This window comes from Streptomyces sp. SAS_270 (assembly GCF_052543295.1).
Genome location: NZ_JBMNDS010000066.1, coordinates 1 through 20,156 on the forward strand (window position 1 = coordinate 1; position 20,156 = coordinate 20,156).

Annotated in this window: 16 protein-coding genes; 6 read left to right on the forward strand and 10 right to left on the reverse strand. The window is 71.6% G+C overall.

Features of this window, described 5'->3' with window-relative positions:
• The first annotated feature begins 578 nt into the window (after positions 1 to 578).
• Complete coding sequence (gene trpS, locus ACN6LB_RS33150; RefSeq protein ID WP_445029069.1) at positions 579 to 1,577, forward strand: tryptophan--tRNA ligase; 999 nt, start codon at positions 579 to 581, stop codon at positions 1,575 to 1,577.
• Between the two features lie 99 nt (positions 1,578 to 1,676).
• Here the strand turns inward: trpS and proC are convergent, their stop codons facing one another.
• From proC to ACN6LB_RS33165, 3 genes are all read right to left on the reverse strand, one after another.
• On the reverse strand, positions 1,677 to 2,489 hold the full coding sequence (gene proC / locus ACN6LB_RS33155; RefSeq protein WP_445029070.1) for a pyrroline-5-carboxylate reductase: 813 nt from the start codon (positions 2,487 to 2,489) through the stop codon (positions 1,677 to 1,679).
• A 231-nt stretch (positions 2,490 to 2,720) separates the two neighbouring features.
• On the reverse strand, positions 2,721 to 3,518 hold the full coding sequence (locus ACN6LB_RS33160; protein ID WP_445029071.1) for an ABC transporter permease: 798 nt from the start codon (positions 3,516 to 3,518) through the stop codon (positions 2,721 to 2,723).
• The gene (locus tag ACN6LB_RS33165; protein WP_445029072.1) at positions 3,515 to 4,372 is read right to left on the reverse strand and encodes an ABC transporter ATP-binding protein; all 858 of its coding nucleotides are present in this window, start codon (positions 4,370 to 4,372) and stop codon (positions 3,515 to 3,517) included. The genes ACN6LB_RS33160 and ACN6LB_RS33165 overlap by 4 nt, the downstream gene beginning before the upstream one ends.
• A 288-nt stretch (positions 4,373 to 4,660) precedes the next feature.
• Between ACN6LB_RS33165 and ACN6LB_RS33170 the strand changes: the two genes are divergently transcribed.
• Complete coding sequence (locus tag ACN6LB_RS33170) at positions 4,661 to 6,130, forward strand: SulP family inorganic anion transporter (protein ID WP_445029073.1); 1,470 nt, start codon at positions 4,661 to 4,663, stop codon at positions 6,128 to 6,130.
• 347 nt (positions 6,131 to 6,477) lie between these two features.
• Here ACN6LB_RS33170 and ACN6LB_RS33175 read toward each other — a convergent pair whose 3' ends face one another.
• Together ACN6LB_RS33175 and ACN6LB_RS33180 are read right to left on the reverse strand one after the other, a co-directional pair.
• Entirely contained in the window at positions 6,478 to 6,957 is a 480-nt protein-coding gene (locus tag ACN6LB_RS33175; RefSeq protein ID WP_445029074.1) for an EamA/RhaT family transporter, read from the reverse strand.
• A 48-nt stretch (positions 6,958 to 7,005) separates the two neighbouring features.
• Positions 7,006 to 7,341, reverse strand: coding sequence for an SH3 domain-containing protein (locus ACN6LB_RS33180; protein ID WP_356141619.1), 336 nt, complete (start codon positions 7,339 to 7,341; stop codon positions 7,006 to 7,008).
• A 182-nt stretch (positions 7,342 to 7,523) separates the two neighbouring features.
• On the opposite strand from ACN6LB_RS33180, the gene ACN6LB_RS33185 reads away from it, so the two are divergent.
• Positions 7,524 to 9,638: an outer membrane protein assembly factor BamB family protein gene (locus ACN6LB_RS33185; RefSeq protein WP_445029075.1), complete on the forward strand. Its 2,115-nt coding sequence runs from the start codon at positions 7,524 to 7,526 to the stop codon at positions 9,636 to 9,638.
• Between the two features lie 61 nt (positions 9,639 to 9,699).
• Here the strand turns inward: ACN6LB_RS33185 and ilvD are convergent, their stop codons facing one another.
• The 4 genes from ilvD to ACN6LB_RS33205 form a co-directional block, all read right to left on the reverse strand.
• Positions 9,700 to 11,553, reverse strand: coding sequence for a dihydroxy-acid dehydratase (gene ilvD / locus ACN6LB_RS33190; protein WP_445029076.1), 1,854 nt, complete (start codon positions 11,551 to 11,553; stop codon positions 9,700 to 9,702).
• A gap of 200 nt (positions 11,554 to 11,753) precedes the next feature.
• The gene (locus ACN6LB_RS33195; protein ID WP_445029077.1) at positions 11,754 to 12,377 is read right to left on the reverse strand and encodes a TetR/AcrR family transcriptional regulator; all 624 of its coding nucleotides are present in this window, start codon (positions 12,375 to 12,377) and stop codon (positions 11,754 to 11,756) included.
• Positions 12,374 to 13,201, reverse strand: a complete 828-nt coding sequence (locus ACN6LB_RS33200) for a sugar phosphate isomerase/epimerase family protein (RefSeq protein WP_356141610.1) — start codon at positions 13,199 to 13,201, stop codon at positions 12,374 to 12,376. Before ACN6LB_RS33200 ends, ACN6LB_RS33195 begins: the two co-directional genes overlap by 4 nt.
• A gap of 469 nt (positions 13,202 to 13,670) precedes the next feature.
• Positions 13,671 to 14,603, reverse strand: coding sequence for a Ppx/GppA family phosphatase (locus tag ACN6LB_RS33205; RefSeq protein WP_356141608.1), 933 nt, complete (start codon positions 14,601 to 14,603; stop codon positions 13,671 to 13,673).
• A 71-nt stretch (positions 14,604 to 14,674) separates the two neighbouring features.
• Here ACN6LB_RS33205 and ACN6LB_RS33210 point away from each other — a divergent pair, with 71 nt between their 5' ends.
• Positions 14,675 to 15,523, forward strand: a complete 849-nt coding sequence (locus ACN6LB_RS33210; protein ID WP_356141606.1) for a hypothetical protein — start codon at positions 14,675 to 14,677, stop codon at positions 15,521 to 15,523.
• A gap of 29 nt (positions 15,524 to 15,552) precedes the next feature.
• On the opposite strand, the gene ACN6LB_RS33215 is transcribed toward ACN6LB_RS33210, so the two are convergent.
• A complete protein-coding gene (locus ACN6LB_RS33215) occupies positions 15,553 to 17,343 on the reverse strand; it encodes a BACON domain-containing protein (RefSeq protein WP_445029097.1) in 1,791 nt (596 codons plus the stop codon).
• Between the two features lie 302 nt (positions 17,344 to 17,645).
• Between ACN6LB_RS33215 and ACN6LB_RS33220 the strand changes: the two genes are divergently transcribed.
• On the forward strand, positions 17,646 to 18,455 hold the full coding sequence (locus ACN6LB_RS33220; RefSeq protein ID WP_445029098.1) for a PaaX family transcriptional regulator: 810 nt from the start codon (positions 17,646 to 17,648) through the stop codon (positions 18,453 to 18,455).
• 270 nt (positions 18,456 to 18,725) lie between these two features.
• Positions 18,726 to 20,117 carry an alpha/beta hydrolase gene (locus ACN6LB_RS33225; protein WP_445029078.1) on the forward strand — a complete coding sequence of 464 codons (1,392 nt, stop codon included), beginning with the start codon at positions 18,726 to 18,728 and terminating at the stop codon, positions 20,115 to 20,117.
• Positions 20,118 to 20,156 lie beyond the last annotated feature (39 nt).

The following is a 20,156-nucleotide window of genomic DNA, read 5'->3' on the forward strand; positions in this document are numbered from 1 at the left end:
ACTCACCCGCAGAACATTTTCTGGGGCTTTCCTCCGGGCGCTTCCCTTCGGTCTTGCGTTTCCGACTCTATCAGATCCTTTCGGGCCTGATTCCCAGTCGGCGCCACCCCGCGTTAGCGGGATATTGGCACTGTGTCTTCTGCGGCTGTTGGGCCGTTCCGACGAGTGAGACTTTAGCGGATTCCTGAGCCCCGAGCTAATCGGGGCTTGCGTCCTTTCGAACGCGGATTCCTCATTTCGCAAACACGCAGGAAAACGATCCGACGACGAGTCGTCGTTCGTTGTCTGCTTGGTGCGGAATGGCTGTCCGGGGACCGACCGGAGTCGGCGCTCACGTCGGACAACTCGGAGAACACTACGTACCGGGCCTAGGCGTGTCAACTTGCCTCCGGACCGCACCCCGGAGGCGTACTCTCTGACGCATGACTACGCATACGTGCACCCAGCAGTGGTGGGCCGCCTGACGGCGGCCGTACTCACGTATGTACTCAACGGCCGCCGCCTCGGCGGCCGTTCTTGTATCTCCCTCCAGGAGAGCCGGCCGGCGGGCGCGGCGGCCTCGACCAGGAGGTGGAGAGATGACGAGGATCTTCAGTGGGGTCAAGCCGACCGGGCATCTGACGCTGGGGAACTATCTGGGGGCCGTACGGCGGTGGGCCGAGGTCGACCAGCATCGGGCCGACGCGCTGTTCTGCGTCGTGGATCTGCATGCGCTGACCGTGGAACACGATCCGGGGCGGGTGCGCAGGCTCAGTCGGCAGGCGGCGACGCTGTTGCTCGCGGCGGGCCTCGATCCGGGGGTGTGCACCGTCTTCGTGCAGAGTCATGTGGACGAGCACGCGCGGTTGTCGTATCTGCTGGAGTGCGTCGCCACCGACGGGGAGATGCGGCGGATGATCCAGTACAAGGAGAAGGCCGCGAGGGAGAGGGCGCGGGGCGGGAGTGTGCGGCTGTCGCTGCTGACGTATCCCGTACTGATGGCGGCGGACATCCTGGCGTACGGAACCGATGAGGTGCCCGTCGGGGACGACCAGACGCAGCATGTCGAGCTGACCCGGGATCTGGCGGTGCGGTTCAACCAGCGGTACGGGCACACGTTCGTGGTTCCCCGGGCCACCCGTCCGGAGGTCGCGGCGCGGGTCATGAACCTGCAGGAGCCCGCGTCGAAGATGGGGAAGAGCGAGGACGCGGGGCCGGGGATCGTCTATCTGCTCGACGAGCCCGATGCCGTACGCAAGAAGGTCATGCGGGCGGTGACCGACAGTGGGCAGGACGTCGTGTACGACCCTCAGGCCCGGCCCGGGGTCTCGAATCTGCTGGAGATCCTGGCCGCATGTGAGGGCGGGGACCCGCAGGAGCTGAGTGCGGGATACGAGTCGTACGGGGCGTTGAAGAAGGACGCCGCCGACGCCGTCGTGGAACTGCTGCGGCCCTTGCAGGAGCGGCACAAGGAGTTGTGCGCCGATCCCGCCTATGTGGAAGGGGTGCTGCGGGGCGGGGCGGAGAAGGCGCGGGAGATGGCTCGGCCTCGGGTGGACGAGGCGTATCGGGCGGTGGGGTTGTTGCCGCCCGTGTGAAGGGGAGAGTCGTTCGACGGGAACGCCCCAAGGCTGCCGGGGGCGGCTGACGCCGGCTCCGGTCCGGGTTTCGCGGGTGTTCCCGTCGCGGCCTCTTGGTCAGGTGTTGTTGCCGGAGGCCAGTTCGCGGCTGCGGTCGCGGGCTGCTTCCAGGGCGGCGATGAGAGCGGCGCGTACACCGTGGTTTTCGAGTTCGCGGATGGCGCTGATGGTCGTACCCGCGGGGGAGGTCACGTTCTCGCGGAGCTTGACCGGGTGTTCGCCGCTGTCGCGGAGCATCGTCGCGGCGCCGATCGCGGACTGGACGATGAGGTCGTGGGCCTTGTCGCGGGGCAGGCCGAGCAGGATGCCCGCGTCCGTCATGGCTTCGACCAGGTAGAAGAAGTACGCCGGACCCGAGCCGGAGAGGGCCGTGCAGGCGTCCTGCTGGGACTCGGGGACGCGGAGCGTCTTGCCGACCGCGCCGAAGATCTCCTCCGTGTGGGAGAGGTGTGCGGCGGTGGCGTGGGTGCCGGCGGAGATGACGGACATCGCCTCGTCGACGAGGGCGGGCGTGTTCGTCATGACGCGGACGACCGGGGTGCCGGTGGCGAGGCGCTCCTCGAAGAACGAGGTCGGCACGCCGGCGGCTCCGCTGATGACCAGGCGGTCGGCGGGAACGTGCGGGGCCAGCTCGTCGAGAAGGGTGCCCATGTCCTGCGGCTTGACCGTGAGGATCAGCGTGTCGGCGGACTTGGCGGCCTCGGGGTTGGTGACCGGGGTGACGCCGTAGCGGGTACGGAGCTCTTCGGCCCGTTCCGGGCGGCGGGCCGTGACCAGGAGGTCGGTGGGGGCCCAGCCTGCTCGGATCATTCCGCTGAGCAGGGCTTCGCCGATCTTGCCGGTGCCGAGGACTGCGACTTTCTGGGTCATGGCTGCGGGTGCCCTCCGGGGGTGCGTCGTCCGTTGGGCCATCCTCGCACCCGGGGGTACCGGGGGGCTTTGGCGTCCGGTGGGCGGACGGTGGTGAAGTGGGGTGCGCAGGGGTTTTTCGCCCCCTCCGCCCCTTCCCTTCCCGTTGTTCTGGGGGCTGCGCCCCCTTTCCCCCTGCCATCGCGCTTCGCGCTCGTCCTCAAGCGCCGGACGGGCTGAAAGATCAAAGTCTCACGCTGTCCTACGGCGCAAAGTGGCTGCTCCCAGTGTCAGGACCAAGAATGCGCAGCCCGCGACGATCAAGGCGTCGCGGACGAAGTTCGCTGTCATGTCGGTGTGCTTGAGGACCTCGTTCATGCCGTCGACGGCGTACGACATGGGCAGCACGTCGGAGATGGCTTCGAGGACCGGGTGCATGTTGGAGCGCGGGGTGAACAGGCCGCAGAGGAGGAGTTGGGGGAAGATCACCGCCGGCATGAACTGGACCGCCTGGAACTCCGAGGACGCGAAGGCCGAGACGAAGAGGCCGAGGGCCGTGCCGAGGAGGGCGTCGAGCAGCGCGACGAGGAGGAGCAGCCAGGGGGAGCCGGTCACGTCCAGGCCCAGGAACCAGACGGCGAGGCCCGTCGCCAGGGCCGACTGGATGATCGCGAGCGTGCCGAAGGCGAGGGCGTAGCCGGCGATCAGATCGCCCTTGCCGAGCGGCATGGCGAGGAGGCGTTCGAGGGTGCCCGAGGTGCGTTCGCGGAGGGTGGCGATGGACGTGACCAGGAACATCGTGATCAGCGGGAAGATGCCGAGGAGCGAGGCCCCGATGGAGTCGAAGGTGCGCGGGCTGCCGTCGAAGACGTAGCGCAGCAGGAACAGCATCAGGCAGGGGATCAGGATCATCATCGCGATCGTGCGCGGGTCGTGGCGGAGCTGGCGCAGGACGCGGGTCGCCGTGGCGGTCGTGCGGGAGGGGTTGATCGCGCTCGGGCGCGGGGGCGCGGGGGTCGTCGTGGTGCCCGGGGTCGCGGTGGTGCTCATCGGAGGGACTCCTTGCTGCCTGTCTCGCTGGACTCGTTGCTCGTGCTGGTCCCGCTCGCCTCGTCGCCTGCTGCGATCGCCTCGTCCACCAGGTGGAGGAAGGCGGCCCCGACGGTGTCGGAGCCGGTACGGATGCGCAGGGCGTCCGGGGTGTCGTCGGCGAGGATCTCGCCCTCGCGCATCAGGAGGAGGCGGTGGCAGCGCTCGGCCTCGTCCATGACGTGGGAGGAGATGAGGAGGGTCGCTCCTCGGTCGGCGGCGATGGCGTGGAAGAGGTTCCAGAGGTCGCGGCGCAGGACCGGGTCCAGGCCGACCGTCGGTTCGTCGAGGACCAGGAGTTCCGGGGTGCCGAGGAGGGCGACCGCAAGGGAGACGCGGCTGCGCTGGCCGCCGGAGAGGTTCCCCGCGAGGGAGTCGGCGTGGCTGGTGAGGTCGACGTCGGTGATGGCCCGGGTGACGTTGTCGTGGCGGCGGTCGACTGCGGCGCGACCGGGGTCGAGGATCGCGGCGAAGTAGTCCAGGTTCTGACGCACCGTCAAGTCGTCGTAGACGGACGGGGCTTGGGTGACATAGCCGATACGGGAACGCAGTGAGGCGTCGCCGGCGGGGTGGCCGAGGACTTCGAGGGTGCCGGTCACCTTGGCCTGGGTGCCGACGGTCGCTCGCATCAGGGTCGATTTTCCGCATCCGGAGGGGCCGAGCAGCCCGGTGATCTGCCCGCGCGGCACGGCGAAGTCGAGGCCTCGCAGGACGGTGCGCGTGCCGCGCACGACGGTGAGGTCTTCGGCGCGGACGGCGGGGGCGCCGAGGTGGTCGAGGGCTCGGTCGGGTGGACGGGAAGCATTATTCATCATGTGATGAATAATGCTCCTGCACGACAGGGCCGTCAAGCAGGGGGCGCTCGGCAGGGTGGGCGTACCGGCGCACCTCGGCGGCGACGACGTACATCCGAGTGCGTCCGTGCGCCGTTGGGGCCACCCGATGGGTCGTCCGCAAGGGGTGTGCGTTCAACTCCCTTTCCTGACAATGGATTTCAGTGCACGGTCATATGCCGTTCGTATGACGTGTTCGTCGAGCCCTCCCCCGGCTCGGCGGCCCGCGCATCTCCCGTTCGTTCCGTTCGCCATGGAGGTGCAGTCGTCATGCATGTCGTACCCAAAGTCGATTTGTCCGCGTCGCTCGTCGTGTTTCTCGTGGCGCTCCCGCTGTGCGTGGGAGTCGCCGTGGCCTCGGGGGTGCCGGCCGAACTCGGGCTGGTGACCGGGATCGTGGGCGGGCTGGTCGCCGGGGTGCTGCCCGGGAGCAGCCTGCAGGTGAGCGGGCCGGCCGCGGGGCTGACCGTGCTCGTGTACGAGGCGGTGCAGACGTACGGTCTGCGGGCGCTGGGTGTGCTGGTGTTCGGCGCCGGGGTCGTGCAGGTCGGGCTCGGGGCGCTGCGGCTCGGGCGGTGGTTCCGGGCCGTGTCCGTGGCCGTGGTGCAGGGGATGCTGGCCGGGATCGGGCTCGTGCTGATCGCGGGGCAGCTGTACGCCATGGGTGACGCGGCCGCGCCCGCGAGCGGCATCGGGAAGATCGCCGGGCTGTTCAGCCTGGGCGGGGACGCGGATCCGGTGGCGCTGGTCGTCGGCGGCGGCACCGTACTCGTCCTCGTGCTGTGGCCGCGCTGGCGGCGCGGGGCCCGGGTGGTGCCCGCGCCGCTGCCGGCGGTCGGGCTCGCGTCCGCCGCCACCGGGCTGCTCGACCTGTCCGTGCGGCGGGTCGGGGTGCACGGGCTGCTGGATGCCGTACGGCCGCCTGCGGTGGCGGATCTGGGACGGCTCACGGAAGTGGGCGTGATCGGCACCGTGCTGGCGTTCGCGCTGATCGCGTCCGCCGAGTCGCTGTTCAGCGCGGCGGCGGTGGACCGGCTGCACCGGGGGCCGAGGACCGACTACGACAGGGAACTGATCGCGCAGGGCGCCGGGAACGCGGTGTGCGGGGTGCTCGGGGCGCTGCCGATGACCGCGGTGATCGTGCGGAGCGCGGCGAACGTGCAGGCCGGGGCGCGGACCAAGGCGTCACGGGTGCTGCACGGGGTGTGGCTGCTGGTCTTCACCGCGCTGCTGCCCGGGGTGCTCGGGGTGATTCCGGTGGCGGCGCTCGCCGGGCTGCTCGTGCACGCCGGATGCAAGCTCGTGCCCGTACGGGAGTTGGGGGTGTTGTGGCGGGAGCACCGGGGTGAGTTCGTGGTGCTGGTGGTGACGGCCGTGGCCATTGTGGTCGGGAACCTGTTCGAGGGGGTGTTGGTGGGGCTGGCGCTGGCCGTCGCCAAGACGGCGTGGGACATCAGCCATGTGCATGTGGAGACGGAGGACCTGGGGGACGTGGGGCTGGTGGTGCGGGTGATGGGCAATGCGACGTTTCTACGGCTGCCGAAGCTGCTGGACGCGTTGGAGGCATTGCCGCACGACCGCGACGTACGGCTGGAGCTGGGCGGGCTGCGGCATGTGGACCATGCGTGCGCGGCGGCGCTGGAGGGGTGGGCGGCTGCGCGCGGGCATGCCTGTCCGGAGGGGTGGGCCGCCGGGCGCGGGCATGCGTTGACGGGGGCGCCGCCTGCGGTCACGCCTTGACGGGGGCGCCTGTCGGGGGGTGCGGGTGCGTTGTGGGTCGGGTCCGTGCCGTCTGCTGGCGTGGGCGCCGTTCACGTGAGGCCGGTGGGTGGGTCGGGTCCGTGCCGGTACGTCTGCTGGCGTGGGCGCCGTTCGCGGTGCGGTGGGTGGGTCGGGTCCGTGCCGGTACGTCTTGCCCGTCGCCGCGTGGGCGTACTGCCCGGGAGTCGAGCACGGCGAAACTCGGCTGGGAGCCGGCTACGCGACGGGCAGAGACGTACCGGCACGGACCCTTCCGTACGTACCCGGCCGCGGGTACGTGGAGGCTTGCGGCTGCCAGGTGCGCGTCGGAGCCTCCCTCGGGTCGCTCAGGAACCCTTTCGTTTTGATGGGTTGCCTGTGCGGCGGTTGCTGCGCTTTGCGTGCTGGTCGCGGGCCGTCTCGTACTCCTGGCGGAGGAGCTTCTCGCCGGGGGCCTCGGAGAGGGTGCGGAAGAAGTAGGCGAGGAGGGAGCCGATGAAGCCGATCGCGAGGAGGCCGCGGAGGGAGGCCTGGCGCTCGGGGTCGGGGCGCTTGGTGAACGCTCCCCAGGTGTGGCCGAACGCGAGGGCGCTGCACACCGCGAACATCACCACGACCAGCACGTTCACCAGCTTGCCGACGTCCGCGATCTCCAGGCCCTGGTAGGCGAAGCGCAGCACGAGGCAGGCCGCGGCGGCGGCCACGAGGGAGCCGGCGGCCACGCCTGCCCTGCGGGCCGCGTAGCCGCCGTCGTGGTTCACCCAGGTCGTGCCGAAGAAGCGGATGGGCTCGGGGTGCGGGCCTGTGGGGGTGGTCTCGTTGCTCACGGGGCGATTATCGCGCCGGGTGGGCCTCGGACCACATCCCGCGCTGCTTCAGGAGCAGCGGCCCGCGACGTAGCCGTCGCTGCCGGTGTGCACGTAGGCGTCCGAGACGTACTCGCCGTTGCCGATGTTGTCCCAGATCTTCGTCGTGCCGTACGGGCCGGTGACGGTCGTGCCCGGGGTCTGGCAGAAGATCGGCACGCGGGAACCCGCGGGCAGGACGCGGACGATGTTGTAGCTGGTGCCCGGGCCGCCTCGGACGTTGAGGGCGCTGCCGGGCGCGGTCGAGTAGTAACGCAGGGCCGTCTCGGTCGCGCTCGTGGCCGCCGTCGTGACGGCCTCGGCCTCGTCGCCTCCGGCGATCTCCTCGGTACGGTCAACAGACATGAAAAAACCTCCCCCGTTGGGTCCCATGGCTGTCATGGGGCCCCTTTGATTCACCTGAAACGCGTCCCGCACGCCTGTGCGCGACTCGCACGCGGAGGCTAGCAAGCCGCCTCTGTCTCGCACGAGTCATCGACTAGGCTCCGTGCGTCGCGCGCGCGGACGAACAGCACGGGGGTGGTTCCATGGCGCCACAGCGAAATACCGGAGCGGGCGCGGAAGCGGAACTTCCGGAGTACGCCGGTCATTACCGTCTGGAGTCGTGCCTGGGCTCCGGCGGCATGGGTGTGGTCCATTTGGCCAGCTCGACCTCCGGGCTGCGGCTCGCGGTCAAGGTCGTGCACGCGGAGTTCGCCGGGGATCCCGAATTCAGGGGGCGTTTCCGGCAGGAGGTGGCCGCGGCCAGGAGGGTGAGCGGGGCCTTCACCGCGCCGGTGGTCGACGCCGACCCGGAGGCCGAACGGCCCTGGATGGCCACGCTGTTCATCCCGGGGCCCACCCTCGCGGAGCAGGTGAAGCAGAACGGGGCGATGTCCCCGCCCCAGCTGCGCCGGCTGATGGCCGGGCTCGCCGAGGCCCTGCGTGACATCCACCGGGTGGGAGTGGTGCACCGGGATCTCAAGCCCAGCAACGTCCTGCTCGCCGACGACGGGCCCAAGGTCATCGACTTCGGCATCTCCCGGCCGAAGGACAGCGAACTGCGCACCGAGACGGGCAAGTTGATCGGCACTCCGCCGTTCATGGCGCCCGAGCAGTTCCGGCGCCCGCGTGAGGTGGGGCCCGCCGCGGACATCTTCGCGCTCGGCTCGGTCATGGTGCACGCCGCGACCGGGCGCGGGCCGTTCGACTCCGACAGCCCGTACGTCGTCGCCTACCAAGTCGTGCACGACGAGCCCGACTTGGCCGGCGTACCGGGGAATCTGGCGCCGCTGGTGCTGCGCTGCCTCGCCAAGGAGCCCGAGGACCGGCCCACGCCCGACGAGCTGATGCGCGAACTGCGGTCCGTGGCAGCCTCGTACGACACCCAGGCGTTCATACCGGCCCAGCGGACGGGCGACTCGGCGAAGCCGGAGGTGTCCGAGGTGCCGGGGCCCGGTGCCGACCCGGCCGGGCCGCGTACCAAGGGGCGCCGCCACAAGTGGACGGCTCTCGCGGCGGGGGCACTCGTCCTCACCGCGGGCGGGGCGTTCGCCTCCGCTCAACTGCTCGACGGAGGCGACCCCGCGCCCCAGGGCAGCAGCCCCCGGTCGGCGCCGGCGGGGTTCAGCGGCTGGCACACCCGGACGGCGTCGAAGAGCGGGGGCATGCCCCAATGCTCGTACGGCGCTAAGAAGTTGCTCTGCGCGCAGCCGGGGCAGATCACCGCCCTGGACCCGGTCGACGGCACCGTACGGTGGCGGCACGCCGTCACCGAACAGGGGGTCTCGGTCAAGGCGCCCGTCGTGTCGGGCGGGCTGGTGCACGTGCTGTCGGACGGCGACAAGCGTCTGGAGGCGCTCGACCCGTCCTCGGGCAGGACGCGGTGGACGCGGGACGTGTCCGCGTACGGCGGCCTGCGGCACGTCGGCGAAACGGTGCTCCTCACCGGCGCCGACGGAACGGTCACCGGCATGGACGGCGCGTCGGGCGACACGAAGTGGCGCCATCGGATCCCGGGCCAGCCGGTGCCGTACTTCACGTCGTTCGACGGGGATCCGCTGGCGTATGCGGTGAGCGCGGTCGGCAACGGGTCGCGCACCCGGGTCTCCGCCGTGGACCCGGCAACGGGTGACCTGCGGTGGGAGGCGCGGCTGAACGGCGCGCTGACCCCGATCGGCACGAGCGACGGCGCCGTCGTCTTCACCGTGAGCGACGCCTTCTACGGTGACGCCAAGGCACTGCTGCGGTACGACCCCAGGAGCAGGGCCTCGCGCCGGGTGGTGCTGCCCGCCCGGCTCGAGCAGGCCCAGGGCTCCGTGCGCGGCGGCCTTGTCCTTCTGACGGGTGCCGGAGGCTCGCTGACTGCCGTGGACATGGACGCGCGCAGGCCGCGGTGGCGCCTTGAGACCGCCGTGGTCCGGGGCTCGGCGCCCGTGGCCGACGACCGGCATGTGTACTTCACGGCCGGCGACGGGCGGCTTGTCGCCGCGGACATCCGCACGGGCAAGCTCGTCGGGCAGACCGCCCCGCGGCTCGGCGCGAAGTCCGGCGGGATCACGGGCAAGCTGCCCGTGCCCGTGATGGCGAACGGCCACATCTTCGCCGCCTCCCCCGACGGCACCGTCTTCGCACTGGACGCGGGCGACCCGTCCGACTGGTGACACCAAGAGGGGCCGCCCCCGCGGGAGCGGCCCCTCATGAGGCTCAGGAGGCAGGAGCGGGTCAGCCCAGCTGTGACACGTCCCGCACCGCGCCCTTGTCCGCGCTGGTCGCCATCGCCGCGTACGCGCGCAGGGCGGCGGAGACCTTGCGGTCGCGGTTCACCGGGGCGTAGACGCCGTTCAGGGCGGTGCGGCGGGCGTCCAACTCCTCGCCCGGGACGAGGAGTTCGATCGTACGGTTCGGGATGTCGATGCGGATGCGGTCGCCGTCCCGGACGAGCGCGATCGTGCCGCCGGAGGCCGCCTCGGGGGAGGCGTGGCCGATGGAGAGGCCCGAGGTGCCGCCGGAGAAGCGGCCGTCGGTGACCAGTGCGCAGGTCTTGCCGAGGCCGCGGCCCTTCAGGAAGGACGTCGGGTAGAGCATCTCCTGCATGCCGGGGCCGCCCTTGGGGCCCTCGTAGCGGATGACCACGACGTCGCCGTGCGTGATCTCCTTCTTGAGGATCTTGTCGACGGCCTCGTCCTGCGACTCGCAGACGACCGCCGGGCCCTCGAAGGTCCAGATCGACTCGTCGACGCCCGCCGTCTTCACGACACAGCCGTCGACGGCCAGGTTGCCCTTGAGGACCGCGAGACCGCCGTCCTTGGAGTACGCGTGCTCGGCGGAGCGGATGCAGCCGTTCTCGGCGTCCTCGTCCAGGGCCTCCCAGCGCTCGGACTGGGAGAAGGCCTCGGAGGAGCGGACGCAGCCGGGGGCCGCGTGCCACAGCTCGATCGCCTCGGCGGACGGGGAGCCGGCGCGCACGTCCCACGTCTTCATCCAGTCCGAGAGGGACGGGCTGTGGACCGTGTGGACGTCCTCGTTCAGCAGGCCGGCGCGGTGCAGCTCGCCCAGCAGGGCCGGGATGCCGCCCGCGCGGTGCACGTCCTCCATGTAGTACGTGCGGTTCTTCGCCACGTTCGGGGCGACCTTGGCGAGGCACGGCACACGGCGCGAGACCTCGTTGATCTCGTCCAGGCCGAAGGGGACGCCCGCCTCCTGGGCGGCCGCCAGCAGGTGCAGGATCGTGTTGGTGGAGCCGCCCATGGCGATGTCGAGGGCCATGGCGTTCTCGAACGCGGCGTGCGTGGCGATGTTGCGGGGCAGGACCGAGTCGTCGTCGCCGTCGTAGTAGCGCTTGGTGATCTCGACGACCGTGCGGGCCGCGTCCTCGTACAGGCCCTTGCGGGCCGTGTGCGTGGCGAGCACCGAGCCGTTGCCCGGGAGGGACAGGCCGATCGCCTCGGTCAGGCAGTTCATCGAGTTGGCGGTGAACATGCCGGAGCAGGAGCCGCAGGTCGGACAGGCGTTCTCCTCGATACGGAGGATGTCCTCGTCCGAGATCTTGTCGTTCACGGCGTCGGAGATCGCGTCGACCAGGTCGAGCGTGCGGACCGTGCCGTCGACGAGGGTCGCCCGGCCGGACTCCATGGGGCCGCCGGAGACGAAGACCGTCGGGATGTTCAGGCGCAGGGCGGCCATGAGCATGCCGGGCGTGATCTTGTCGCAGTTCGAGATGCAGATCAGGGCGTCGGCGCAGTGGGCCTCGACCATGTACTCCACGCTGTCCGCGATCAGGTCGCGGGAGGGGAGGGAGTACAGCATGCCGCCGTGACCCATCGCGATGCCGTCGTCGACCGCGATCGTGTTGAACTCGCGCGGGATGGCACCGGCGGCGGTGATGGCCTCGGAGACGATCCGGCCCACCGGCTGGAGGTGGGTGTGTCCCGGGACGAACTCCGTGAACGAGTTCGCCACCGCGATGATCGGCTTCCGGCCGATGTCCGCGCCTGGTACACCGGAGGCGCGCATAAGGGCGCGGGCGCCCGCCATGTTGCGTCCGTGGGTGACTGTGCGGGACCTCAGCTCGGGCATCGTCGCTCGCTCCTTCAGACAGTTCTGGCTGCCACCGAGCCTACGCCGGTGCTCCAGGATCTGGACAGCGTGTCCGAAATGCGGGATGCATGTCTCGTTCCACGGCTATGACTGGTTGAGCGGCTGCGCGTACGAGGGCGGATCAGCGGCAGTGCGTACGAGGGCCGGTCAGCGGCTGTGCGTACGGGGCGAGGTGGTCGTCACGGGTTCGTCAGGTGGCCCTGCACCACCGGGGCCAGCCTTCTGATGATCTGCTCCGGGTCCGCGGAGGCGAGCGGCTCGACCTTGATCACGTAGCGCAGCATCGCCGTTCCGACGAGCTGCGCCGCGGCCAGCTCGGCGCGCAGTTCGGCGTCCGGGAGGTCGAGCTGCTGGGCGACGCGGCGCAGCAGCTGGCTGGCGACGAGGCGGCGGAAGACGGCCGCCGCGGCCTCGTTGTTCACGGCGGAGCGGACGATCGCCAGCAGGGCCCTGCGCGTCGTCGGGTTCTCCCACACGCCGAAGACGAAACGCGTCAGTCGCTCGCCCACGTCGTCCAGGGGGCCGTCCGCGAGCGCCGTCGGCTCGTTCAGCGCGGGTGCGAAGGCGACCTCGATGGCCGCCTCGAAGACTTGTTCCTTGGTGCCGAAGTAGTGGTGCACCAGCGCCGAGTCCACCCCGGCCGCCTTGGCGATGCCCCGGATCGACGTCTTGTCGTAGCCCCGCTCGGCGAACTCCTCGCGAGCCGCGTCGAGGATCCGGTCGCGGGTGGCGGGGCCCGCCGCCTCCGCCTGCGTACGGGAGGGGCGTCCCCGGCGGCGGGGGCCGGGCGTCGTCTCCGTCACTGGCGGGGCACCTTCACGGCGGCGGAGGCCAGGTGCAGCCGGGTGAAGGCCAGCGCCTCCGCGAGGTCCGCCTCGCGCTCCGCGCCGGACATCGCGCGGCGGGTGTTGACCTCGATCACGACGTGGCCGTCGAACCCGGTGAGCGCGAGGCGTTCGAGGAGCTCGGCGCAGGGCTGAGTGCCGCGGCCGGGGACGAGGTGCTCGTCCTTGTTGGAGCCGTTGCCGTCGGCGAGGTGGACGTGGCCGAGGCGGTCGCCCATGCGGTCGATCATCTGCGTCGCGTCCGTGCGTGCCGTCGCGGTGTGGCTGAGGTCGATCGTGAAGTGCCGGTAGTCGTCCTTCGTGACGTCCCAGTCGGGGGCGTACGCGAGCATCTCGCGGTCGCGGTAGCGCCACGGGTACATGTTTTCGACGGCGAATCGTACGTCCGTCTCGTTCGCCATGCGCCAGATGCCGGTGACGAAGTCTCGGGCGTACTGACGCTGCCAGCGGAACGGGGGGTGTACGACGACGGTGGTGGCGCCGAGCTTCTCGGCGGCCGCCTGGGCGCGCTGGAGTTTGATCCACGGGTCGGTGGACCAGACGCGCTGGGTGATCAGCAGGCATGGGGCGTGCACGGCGAGGATCGGGACCTGGTGGTAGTCGCTGAGCCGGCGCAGGGCCTCGATGTCCTGGCTGACCGGATCGGTCCACACCATGACCTCGACACCGTCGTAGCCGAGGCGCGCGGCGATCTCGAAGGCCGTCGCCGTCGACTCCGGATAGACGGAGGCCGTGGACAGCGCGACCTTCGCATCCGGGATGCGCACCACTGGTTCTGCCACGAGGGACAGGGTACGGGGAGGTGGGGTGGCTTTCGCAGGGGGTTCGGGGCGGGGGTGCCGTTCGAAGGGGGGGTGCGTTGTGGGTCGGGTCCGTGCCGGTACGTCTTGCCCGTCGCCGCGTGGGCGTACTGCCCGGGGGTCGAGCATGGCGGAGCTTGGCTGGGGGCCGGCTACGCGACGGGCAGAGACGTACCGGCACGGACCCTTTCGTGCGTACACGACTGCGGGTGCTTGGGGGCCGGGGAGTGGGGGCGTGCGGCTGCCCACCCGCCAGCAGCGGGGGTGCTGTGGCGCCGGGTGGTCGGCGGAGCCGCGTTTCTGCGGGCAATCGTGCCGCCAGGGGCGGCACGGGTGGGCGCAGCGGCACCCCGTGAACGCCGGGCTGCGTGACCCACCCCCGGCCGGCACCAACCCCGGGTGCCAAAGAAGAAAGGGGGCACCCGAGGTTTGCCCACCCGCCCCGGGAGGGTCAGGTGGTTGCCATGTGGTCCAGGCGGCGCAGGATTACGCCTTCTCGGAGGGCCCAGGGGCAGATCTCCAGGGTTTCGACGCCGAAGAGGTCGAGCGCGCCCTCGGCGACGAGTGCGCCCGCGAGGAGCTGGCCCGCGCGCCCCTCGGAGACGCCGGGAAGCTCGGCGCGCTCGTCGGCGGTCATGGAGGCGAGCCGCGGAACCCAGTCCTCCAGGGACCGGCGCTTCAGCTCGCGCTGGACGTACAGCCCGTCCGTGGAGCGCGCGGCCCCGGCGAGACGGGCGAGCTGCTTGAAGGTCTTGGACGTGGCCACGACATGGTCGGGCGCACCGAAGCGGCTGAACTCGCCCACCGTCCGGGCGATCTGGGCCCGGACATGGCGCCGCAGCGCCTTGATGTCCGCCGGGTCGGCGGGATCCGTCGGCAGCCAGCCCGCGGTCAGCCGCCCGGCGCCGAGCGGCAGCGACACCGCCGCGTCGGGCTCCTCGTCGATGCCGTACGCGATTTCGAGCGAGCCCCCGCCGATGTCCAGGACCAGCAGCTTCCCGGCCGACCAGCCGAACCAGCGGCGGGCGGCGAGGAAGGTGAGGCGGGCCTCCTCCGCACCGGTCAGGACCTGGAGCTCGACCCCGGTCTCGGCCTGGACGCGGGCCAGTACGTCGTCCGCGTTGCTGGCCTCCCGCACCGCGGAGGTCGCGAACGGCAGCAGTTCCTCGACGCCCTTGTCCTCGGCGGCCTCCAGCGCCTCCTGGACGACGCCGATCAGTTTGTCGACGCCGTCGGGGCCGATCGCTCCCGCCTCGTCGAGGAGTTGGGCGAGCCGCAGCTCCACCTTGTGCGAGTGCGCGGGAAGCGGGCGCGCGCCCGGGTGCGCATCCACCACCAGCAGATGCACCGTGTTCGAACCCACGTCGAGGACACCGAGTCTCATACACGGAACGCTACTGCCCAGCCTGCGATTGGCCGTCCCCGGAGTGGCCTCCGGCGACTTACCCTGGACGGGTGCCAAAGACGAAAAAGGCGAAGCCTGACAAATCGGCCAAGGGTTCTTCGCAGGCGAAGGCGGCCAAGTCCACGAAGTCACCGAAAGCCCCGAGGGTGAGTGACGAGAAGGGGCTCGACTTCGCTCGCGCCTGGGTGGAGTTTCCGGACCCCGCCGATGACGAGCAGATCTTCCGCTGCGATCTGACCTGGCTGACCTCCCGGTGGAACTGCATCTTCGGAAGCGGTTGCCAGGGCATCCAGGCGGGCCGCGCGGACGACGGCTGCTGCACGCTGGGCGCGCACTTCTCGGACGAGGACGACGAGAAGCGGGTGGCCGGGTATGTGGCGCGGCTCACGCCGGACATCTGGCAGCACCACGACGTGGGCTCCGAGTCCGGCTGGGTCTCCGAGGACGAGGACGGCGAGCGCCAGACCCGCCCGTACAAGGGATCGTGCATCTTCCAGAACCGGCCCGGTTTCGCCGGTGGCGCCGGCTGCTCACTGCACATCCTGGCGCTCAAGGAGGGGCGCGAGCCCCTTGAGACCAAGCCGGACGTCTGCTGGCAGCTGCCCGTGCGGCGTACGTACGACTGGATCGACCGGCCCGACGACACCCGCGTCCTGCAGGTGTCGATCGGTGAGTACGACCGTCGAGGCTGGGGTCCGGGCGGCCATGACCTGCACTGGTGGTGCACGTCGGCGACCTCGGCGCACGGCGCGGGCGACCCGGTCTACGTGTCGTACCGGCCGGAGCTGGTCGAACTGATGGGCAAGGCGGGGTACGACCGGCTCGTCGAGCTCTGCGAGGAGAGGCTCGCCTCGCAGCTACCGCTGCTGGCTCCGCATCCCGCCGATCCGGTGGGCTGAGGCCCTCCGGCCTTCGGGGCACCGCGGGTCTACGAGGAGGGGCTCGGGTCGCCGCTGTCGCCGGGCGGCGTCGAGCCCCCCGGGTCCGAGGGGGCCGGGGACGAGTCCGTCGGCGTCGGGTCGGGGTCGGACGGCGTCGGGCTGCTGGGCGTCGGGTCCGGCTCGGACGGGGTCGGGTCGCTCGGGGTGGGATCGGGGTCCGGGTGGGAAGGCGTCGGGTCGCCGGGGGTCGGGCCGGGGTCGGACGGGCCCGCGTTGCCGTATCCGTCGATCGTGACCACCGCGCCCGCCGGTGCGACGGCCACCCGCGCGGTCCAGGGGCCCACCGGCTCGCGAAGATGGTCGACGTACATCTTGATCGTCAACGATTCGCCGGGGTCGAGGGTTCCCGACGACTTGCTCGGATAGAGCCAGTCGGCGCCGGTACGGACGGACCACCGCACCGGTGCGTCCCCGGCCGCCGTGAGGGTGATGAGTGTCGTGTCGCCGCTGTTGCCCGCCGACACCGAGAGCCGTCCGGTGCCCTTTCCGGCGACGCTGACGACCTCCACTGAGACGTCGGGCGAGCGGCTGCCCTTGGCGAAGCGGCCCTCGGGCCGGGTACTGGCGTTGCCGGCGTTCTCGTAGCCGCCCGCGTCCTCGCCGTTGAGACCGCCGGGGTCGTGCGCCTCGCTCGCGGTGACCGAGCGGCCGTCGGCGCCCTCGCCGATCAGGGGCGCGCCGCGGTAGGCCGCCCAGAGCGCGAGTACGGGCGCGGCGACGACGGTGGCCACGACCGTGGTCGTGACGGCACGCGCGCGCAGCCGGTCGCGGCGGGCCGCACGGTCCTTGGGGTCCATCGGGAAACCGCGCCGGTCGAAGCGCGGGGCCTCACCCCGCGCGCGCGGCAGGCGCGCCATCGCCATGTGCAGGGCCGCGCGCGGGGCTTCGAGTACGGGGAGCGCGGCGGGCGTGACGCTGGTGCCGGGCCAGGAGCCGGGGACCGCGCGCTCGGCGGTGCGACGGCAGCGCGGGCAGTCGTCGACGTGCCGGACCAGTTCGCGGCGCAGGGCGGTGCTCAGGACGACCTGGCTGTCGTCGGTGAGGCGGGCGACGCTCGGGCAGGCGCCGGTCTCCACCACCGCGAGCGCCGCGCGCGTGCGTTCGACCTCGCAGGCGGCGGAGGCGAGGAGTTCACGTGCCGACGCGAGATCCATGCCGAGCACGGCGGCGACCTCGTGGACGGCGAGCTGGTGGCGCACCGCGAGTTCGAGCGCCTCGCGCTGCTCGGGAGACGTACCGGCGGCCTCCGGCCAGGCCAGCAGGGCGAGTTCGCGCTGCCGGTGGGCCTGGGCGTCCTCGGAGACGGGAACGGCGCTCAGGGCTTCGGCGGCGCGCCGGTCGGCGGTGTCCTTGTGCGCGTCACGCGGGGAGTTCGGCGGGTTCTGCGCGTTCTCCGTGCCTTTGTGGGCCGCTCGGCGGCCACCGGCGTGTGTCGCCTGTCGTCGGCGCCTGGCCTCGGCGAGCTTGCGCAGACAGGCCCAGCGGGCGAGGGCGTACAGCCATGCTCTGCGGTCGTCCGGGGACTCCGGGCCGCGCGGGTTGCGACGTTCGGCCAGCGCGAGGACGTCCCCCAGGGCGGCGGTGGCCGAGTCGTGGTCGCACAGCACGGACAGGCAGTAGGTGAACAGGCCGTCCAGGTAGGGCTCGTAGCGCGCTGGAGGGTGCTGGGCCATGGTGCGGGTGTTCGCGCGGGGCGCTGTCACCCGCTTGCGCGCGTCTCCGTGCGCCCGGTGTGCGCCGGTGGTGTGCGTGGAGGTCTCCGGACGGCTGCTCATCACCCGTGCGACCGTAGGTGCCATGGGGTGGCCCCTTCTTCCCCCTTGAGCACTTTTAATCCGTACGGGTGAAACGATCCCTCATAAGGGGACAGCAGCCCTCCGTCCCGTGGCCCAGGCCTTCACGGGCGGCGATGGCGGCACGCGCGCGTGGGTGGTTTCGGGCGACGCGCGCGCGTGGATGCCTTCGCTTCGAGCGGTTCGGGAGCCCGTCGGCAGTTCGGGTCCCGACCGCTCCTTGTCCGCCGACGGCGTCGTACCGTAAGCCCGTGGCCACCGACAACGCCCCGCGCCCGCAGTCCCTGATGCTGTCGTTCCTCGGCGACCAGGTGCTCGGCCGCGGTGTGTGCGTGTACTCGGGGAGCGTCATCGAGGTGTTCGCGCGGGCCGGCGTCGGCGAGCACGCGACCCGGTCGACGCTGACCCGGATGGTCAACCGCGGGCTGCTGCGCCGCAGGCGTGAGGGCCGCCGCATGTACTTCGGGCTCACCGAGCGTTCCGAGGCGATCCTGCGCGACGGCGAGCAGCGCATCTGGAAGACCGGCGCCGTGAACCGTGACTGGGACGGCACCTGGTCGCTGCTCGGCTTCTCGCTGCCCGAGTCGTGGCAGCGGCAGCGGCACGACCTGCGCTCGCAGCTCACCTGGGCCGGGTTCGGGCCGTTGTTCAGCGGTCTGTGGATCGCGCCCGGCGAGGTCGACGTCTCCGGGATCCTCGCGGAACTCGGGCTGTCCGCGCACGTCAAGGTGTTCCGCGCGCGGGCCGACATCGGCATGGACATCGCCGAGATGATCAACGACACCTGGGACCTCGCCGAACTCGCCGACCGCTACCGCGCGTTCGACACCGCGTGGCGCCCGCTCCGGGAACCCGGCGCGCAGCCGGGCGACGCGGGCGGCGGCACGCCCGAGGACGCCCTCGCGCTGCGGCTGCGCCTCGCGACGGCATGGCTGGACGTGATCCGCAGCGACCCGCGCCTGCCCGTGCAGCACCTGCCCGCCGACTGGCCCGCGGGCCCGGCGGAGGAGACGTTCCGCGCGGTGCACGCCTGCCTGGACGCGCCTGCACGGGAGACGGCGCGACGCGTGCTGGAGACGGTGCCTGCGGAGGCGTAACCCCGCCCGCTCCCCTCGTCCTCCCCCTTTGCACCTCCCCTGCCCACGCCGGAGCCGCTCGGCTCGCGATTGAGGCGTGCGTCTTGTGCCGTACGCCGTCAGGCCGCCGCCGACCACCGCCGAGCCCCCTTCCGAACTGATGTTGTGCATTCCATTGACGGCAGTCAGATAAGCGCCCTACATTCCGAGGCGTTCAGTCGTTCAGTGCACTGAGCATCCGCTGCACCCGTCCTCAGCGCTCCCCCTCCCCGCAGATCGGAGCCTCACGACATGCCTGCACGCACCCGCCTGGCCCGTACGACGGCCGCCCTCGGTACGGCAGTCGCCCTCTCCGTCACCGCCCCCGCCGCCCACGCGGACACCCCCGAAGCCCGGCATCTGACCGGCACCCTCGCCGACGGCGCCACCTGGATCGCCGACGTACCGGCGAACTGGAACGGCACGTTGCTCCTGTTCAGCCACGGCTTCGGCCCCACCGTCGCGCGGGACGCGCCCTCCGACGCCTCCCGCACCGAGCTGCTCGCCGAGGGGTACGCGCTGACCGGGTCCTCGTACGACCCGAACGGGTCCATGTGGGCGCTGGCCAGCGCGGAACGCGACCAGTTCGGCGCGCTCGACGCCGTTGAGAAGGAGATCGGCAAACCCCGGCGGACACTCTCCGTCGGCCAGTCCATGGGGGGCCTCGTCAACGCGCGGATCGCCCGGGACGGCGCCGGCCGCGTCGACGGCGCGCTCGGCTTCTGCGGCCTGGTCGCGGGCGGCACCGACCTGGACAACTACCAGCTCGACGCCGAGTACGCCCTCGCCCGCCTGCTCCTGCCCGCGCAGGACCTGAAGCTGGTGAACTTCGCCTCCCCGGCCGAGGCCTCCGCCACCGCCGACCGGCTCACCGCGGCCGTCACCGCCGCCCAGAAGACCCCCCAGGGCCGCGCCCGCGTCGCCCTCGCCGCCGCCTTCCTCAACCTCCCCACCTGGGCCCCCGGCCAGGACCGGCCGGCCGACGACGACTGGGCGGGGCAGGAGGAGCAGCAGTACGCGTGGTTCGCGCAGGGCGTGCTGTCGTTCATCGAAGGCGGCCGGTACGCCGTCGAGCAGTCCGTCGGCGGCAACAACTCCTGGAACCGGGGCATCGACTACGCCCGCCTCCTCGCGGGCTCCGCGCACGCCCCCCAGGTGCGCGCGCTGTACCGGGCGGCGGGGCTCGACCTGCACGCCGACCTGCGCATACTCACGCGCGGCGCCACCGTCACGGCGGACCCGGCCGCGGTACGGGAGGCGGCGCGCACCTCGTCCGCCGGACAGGGGCTCGGCGTGCCCCTCCTCGACGTGCACACCACCGCGGACAACCTCGTGCCGGTCGAGCAGGAGAACCGGTTCGCGGACCGGGTGCGGGCCTCCGGCGACGGTGCCTCGCTGCGGCAGGCCTATGTCGAGCGGCAGGGGCACTGCGCCTTCACCACCGCCGAGACGGTCGCCGCCGTGCACGCCGTCGAACAGCGGGTCGCCACCGGTCACTGGGGGGATGCCGCCACACCCGCCGTGCTGCAGAAGGCCGCGCTCGGGCTCGGGCTGGACGGGGCGGCGTATGTCCCCTATCGGCCCTCCGAGTTGACAGTGGGGCGCGAAACGGGGCTCCACGCGCGCGTGGACACGGCCAACTAGTTTCGCCCCCTCCGCCCCTACCCGTCCCGTATCGGGGGG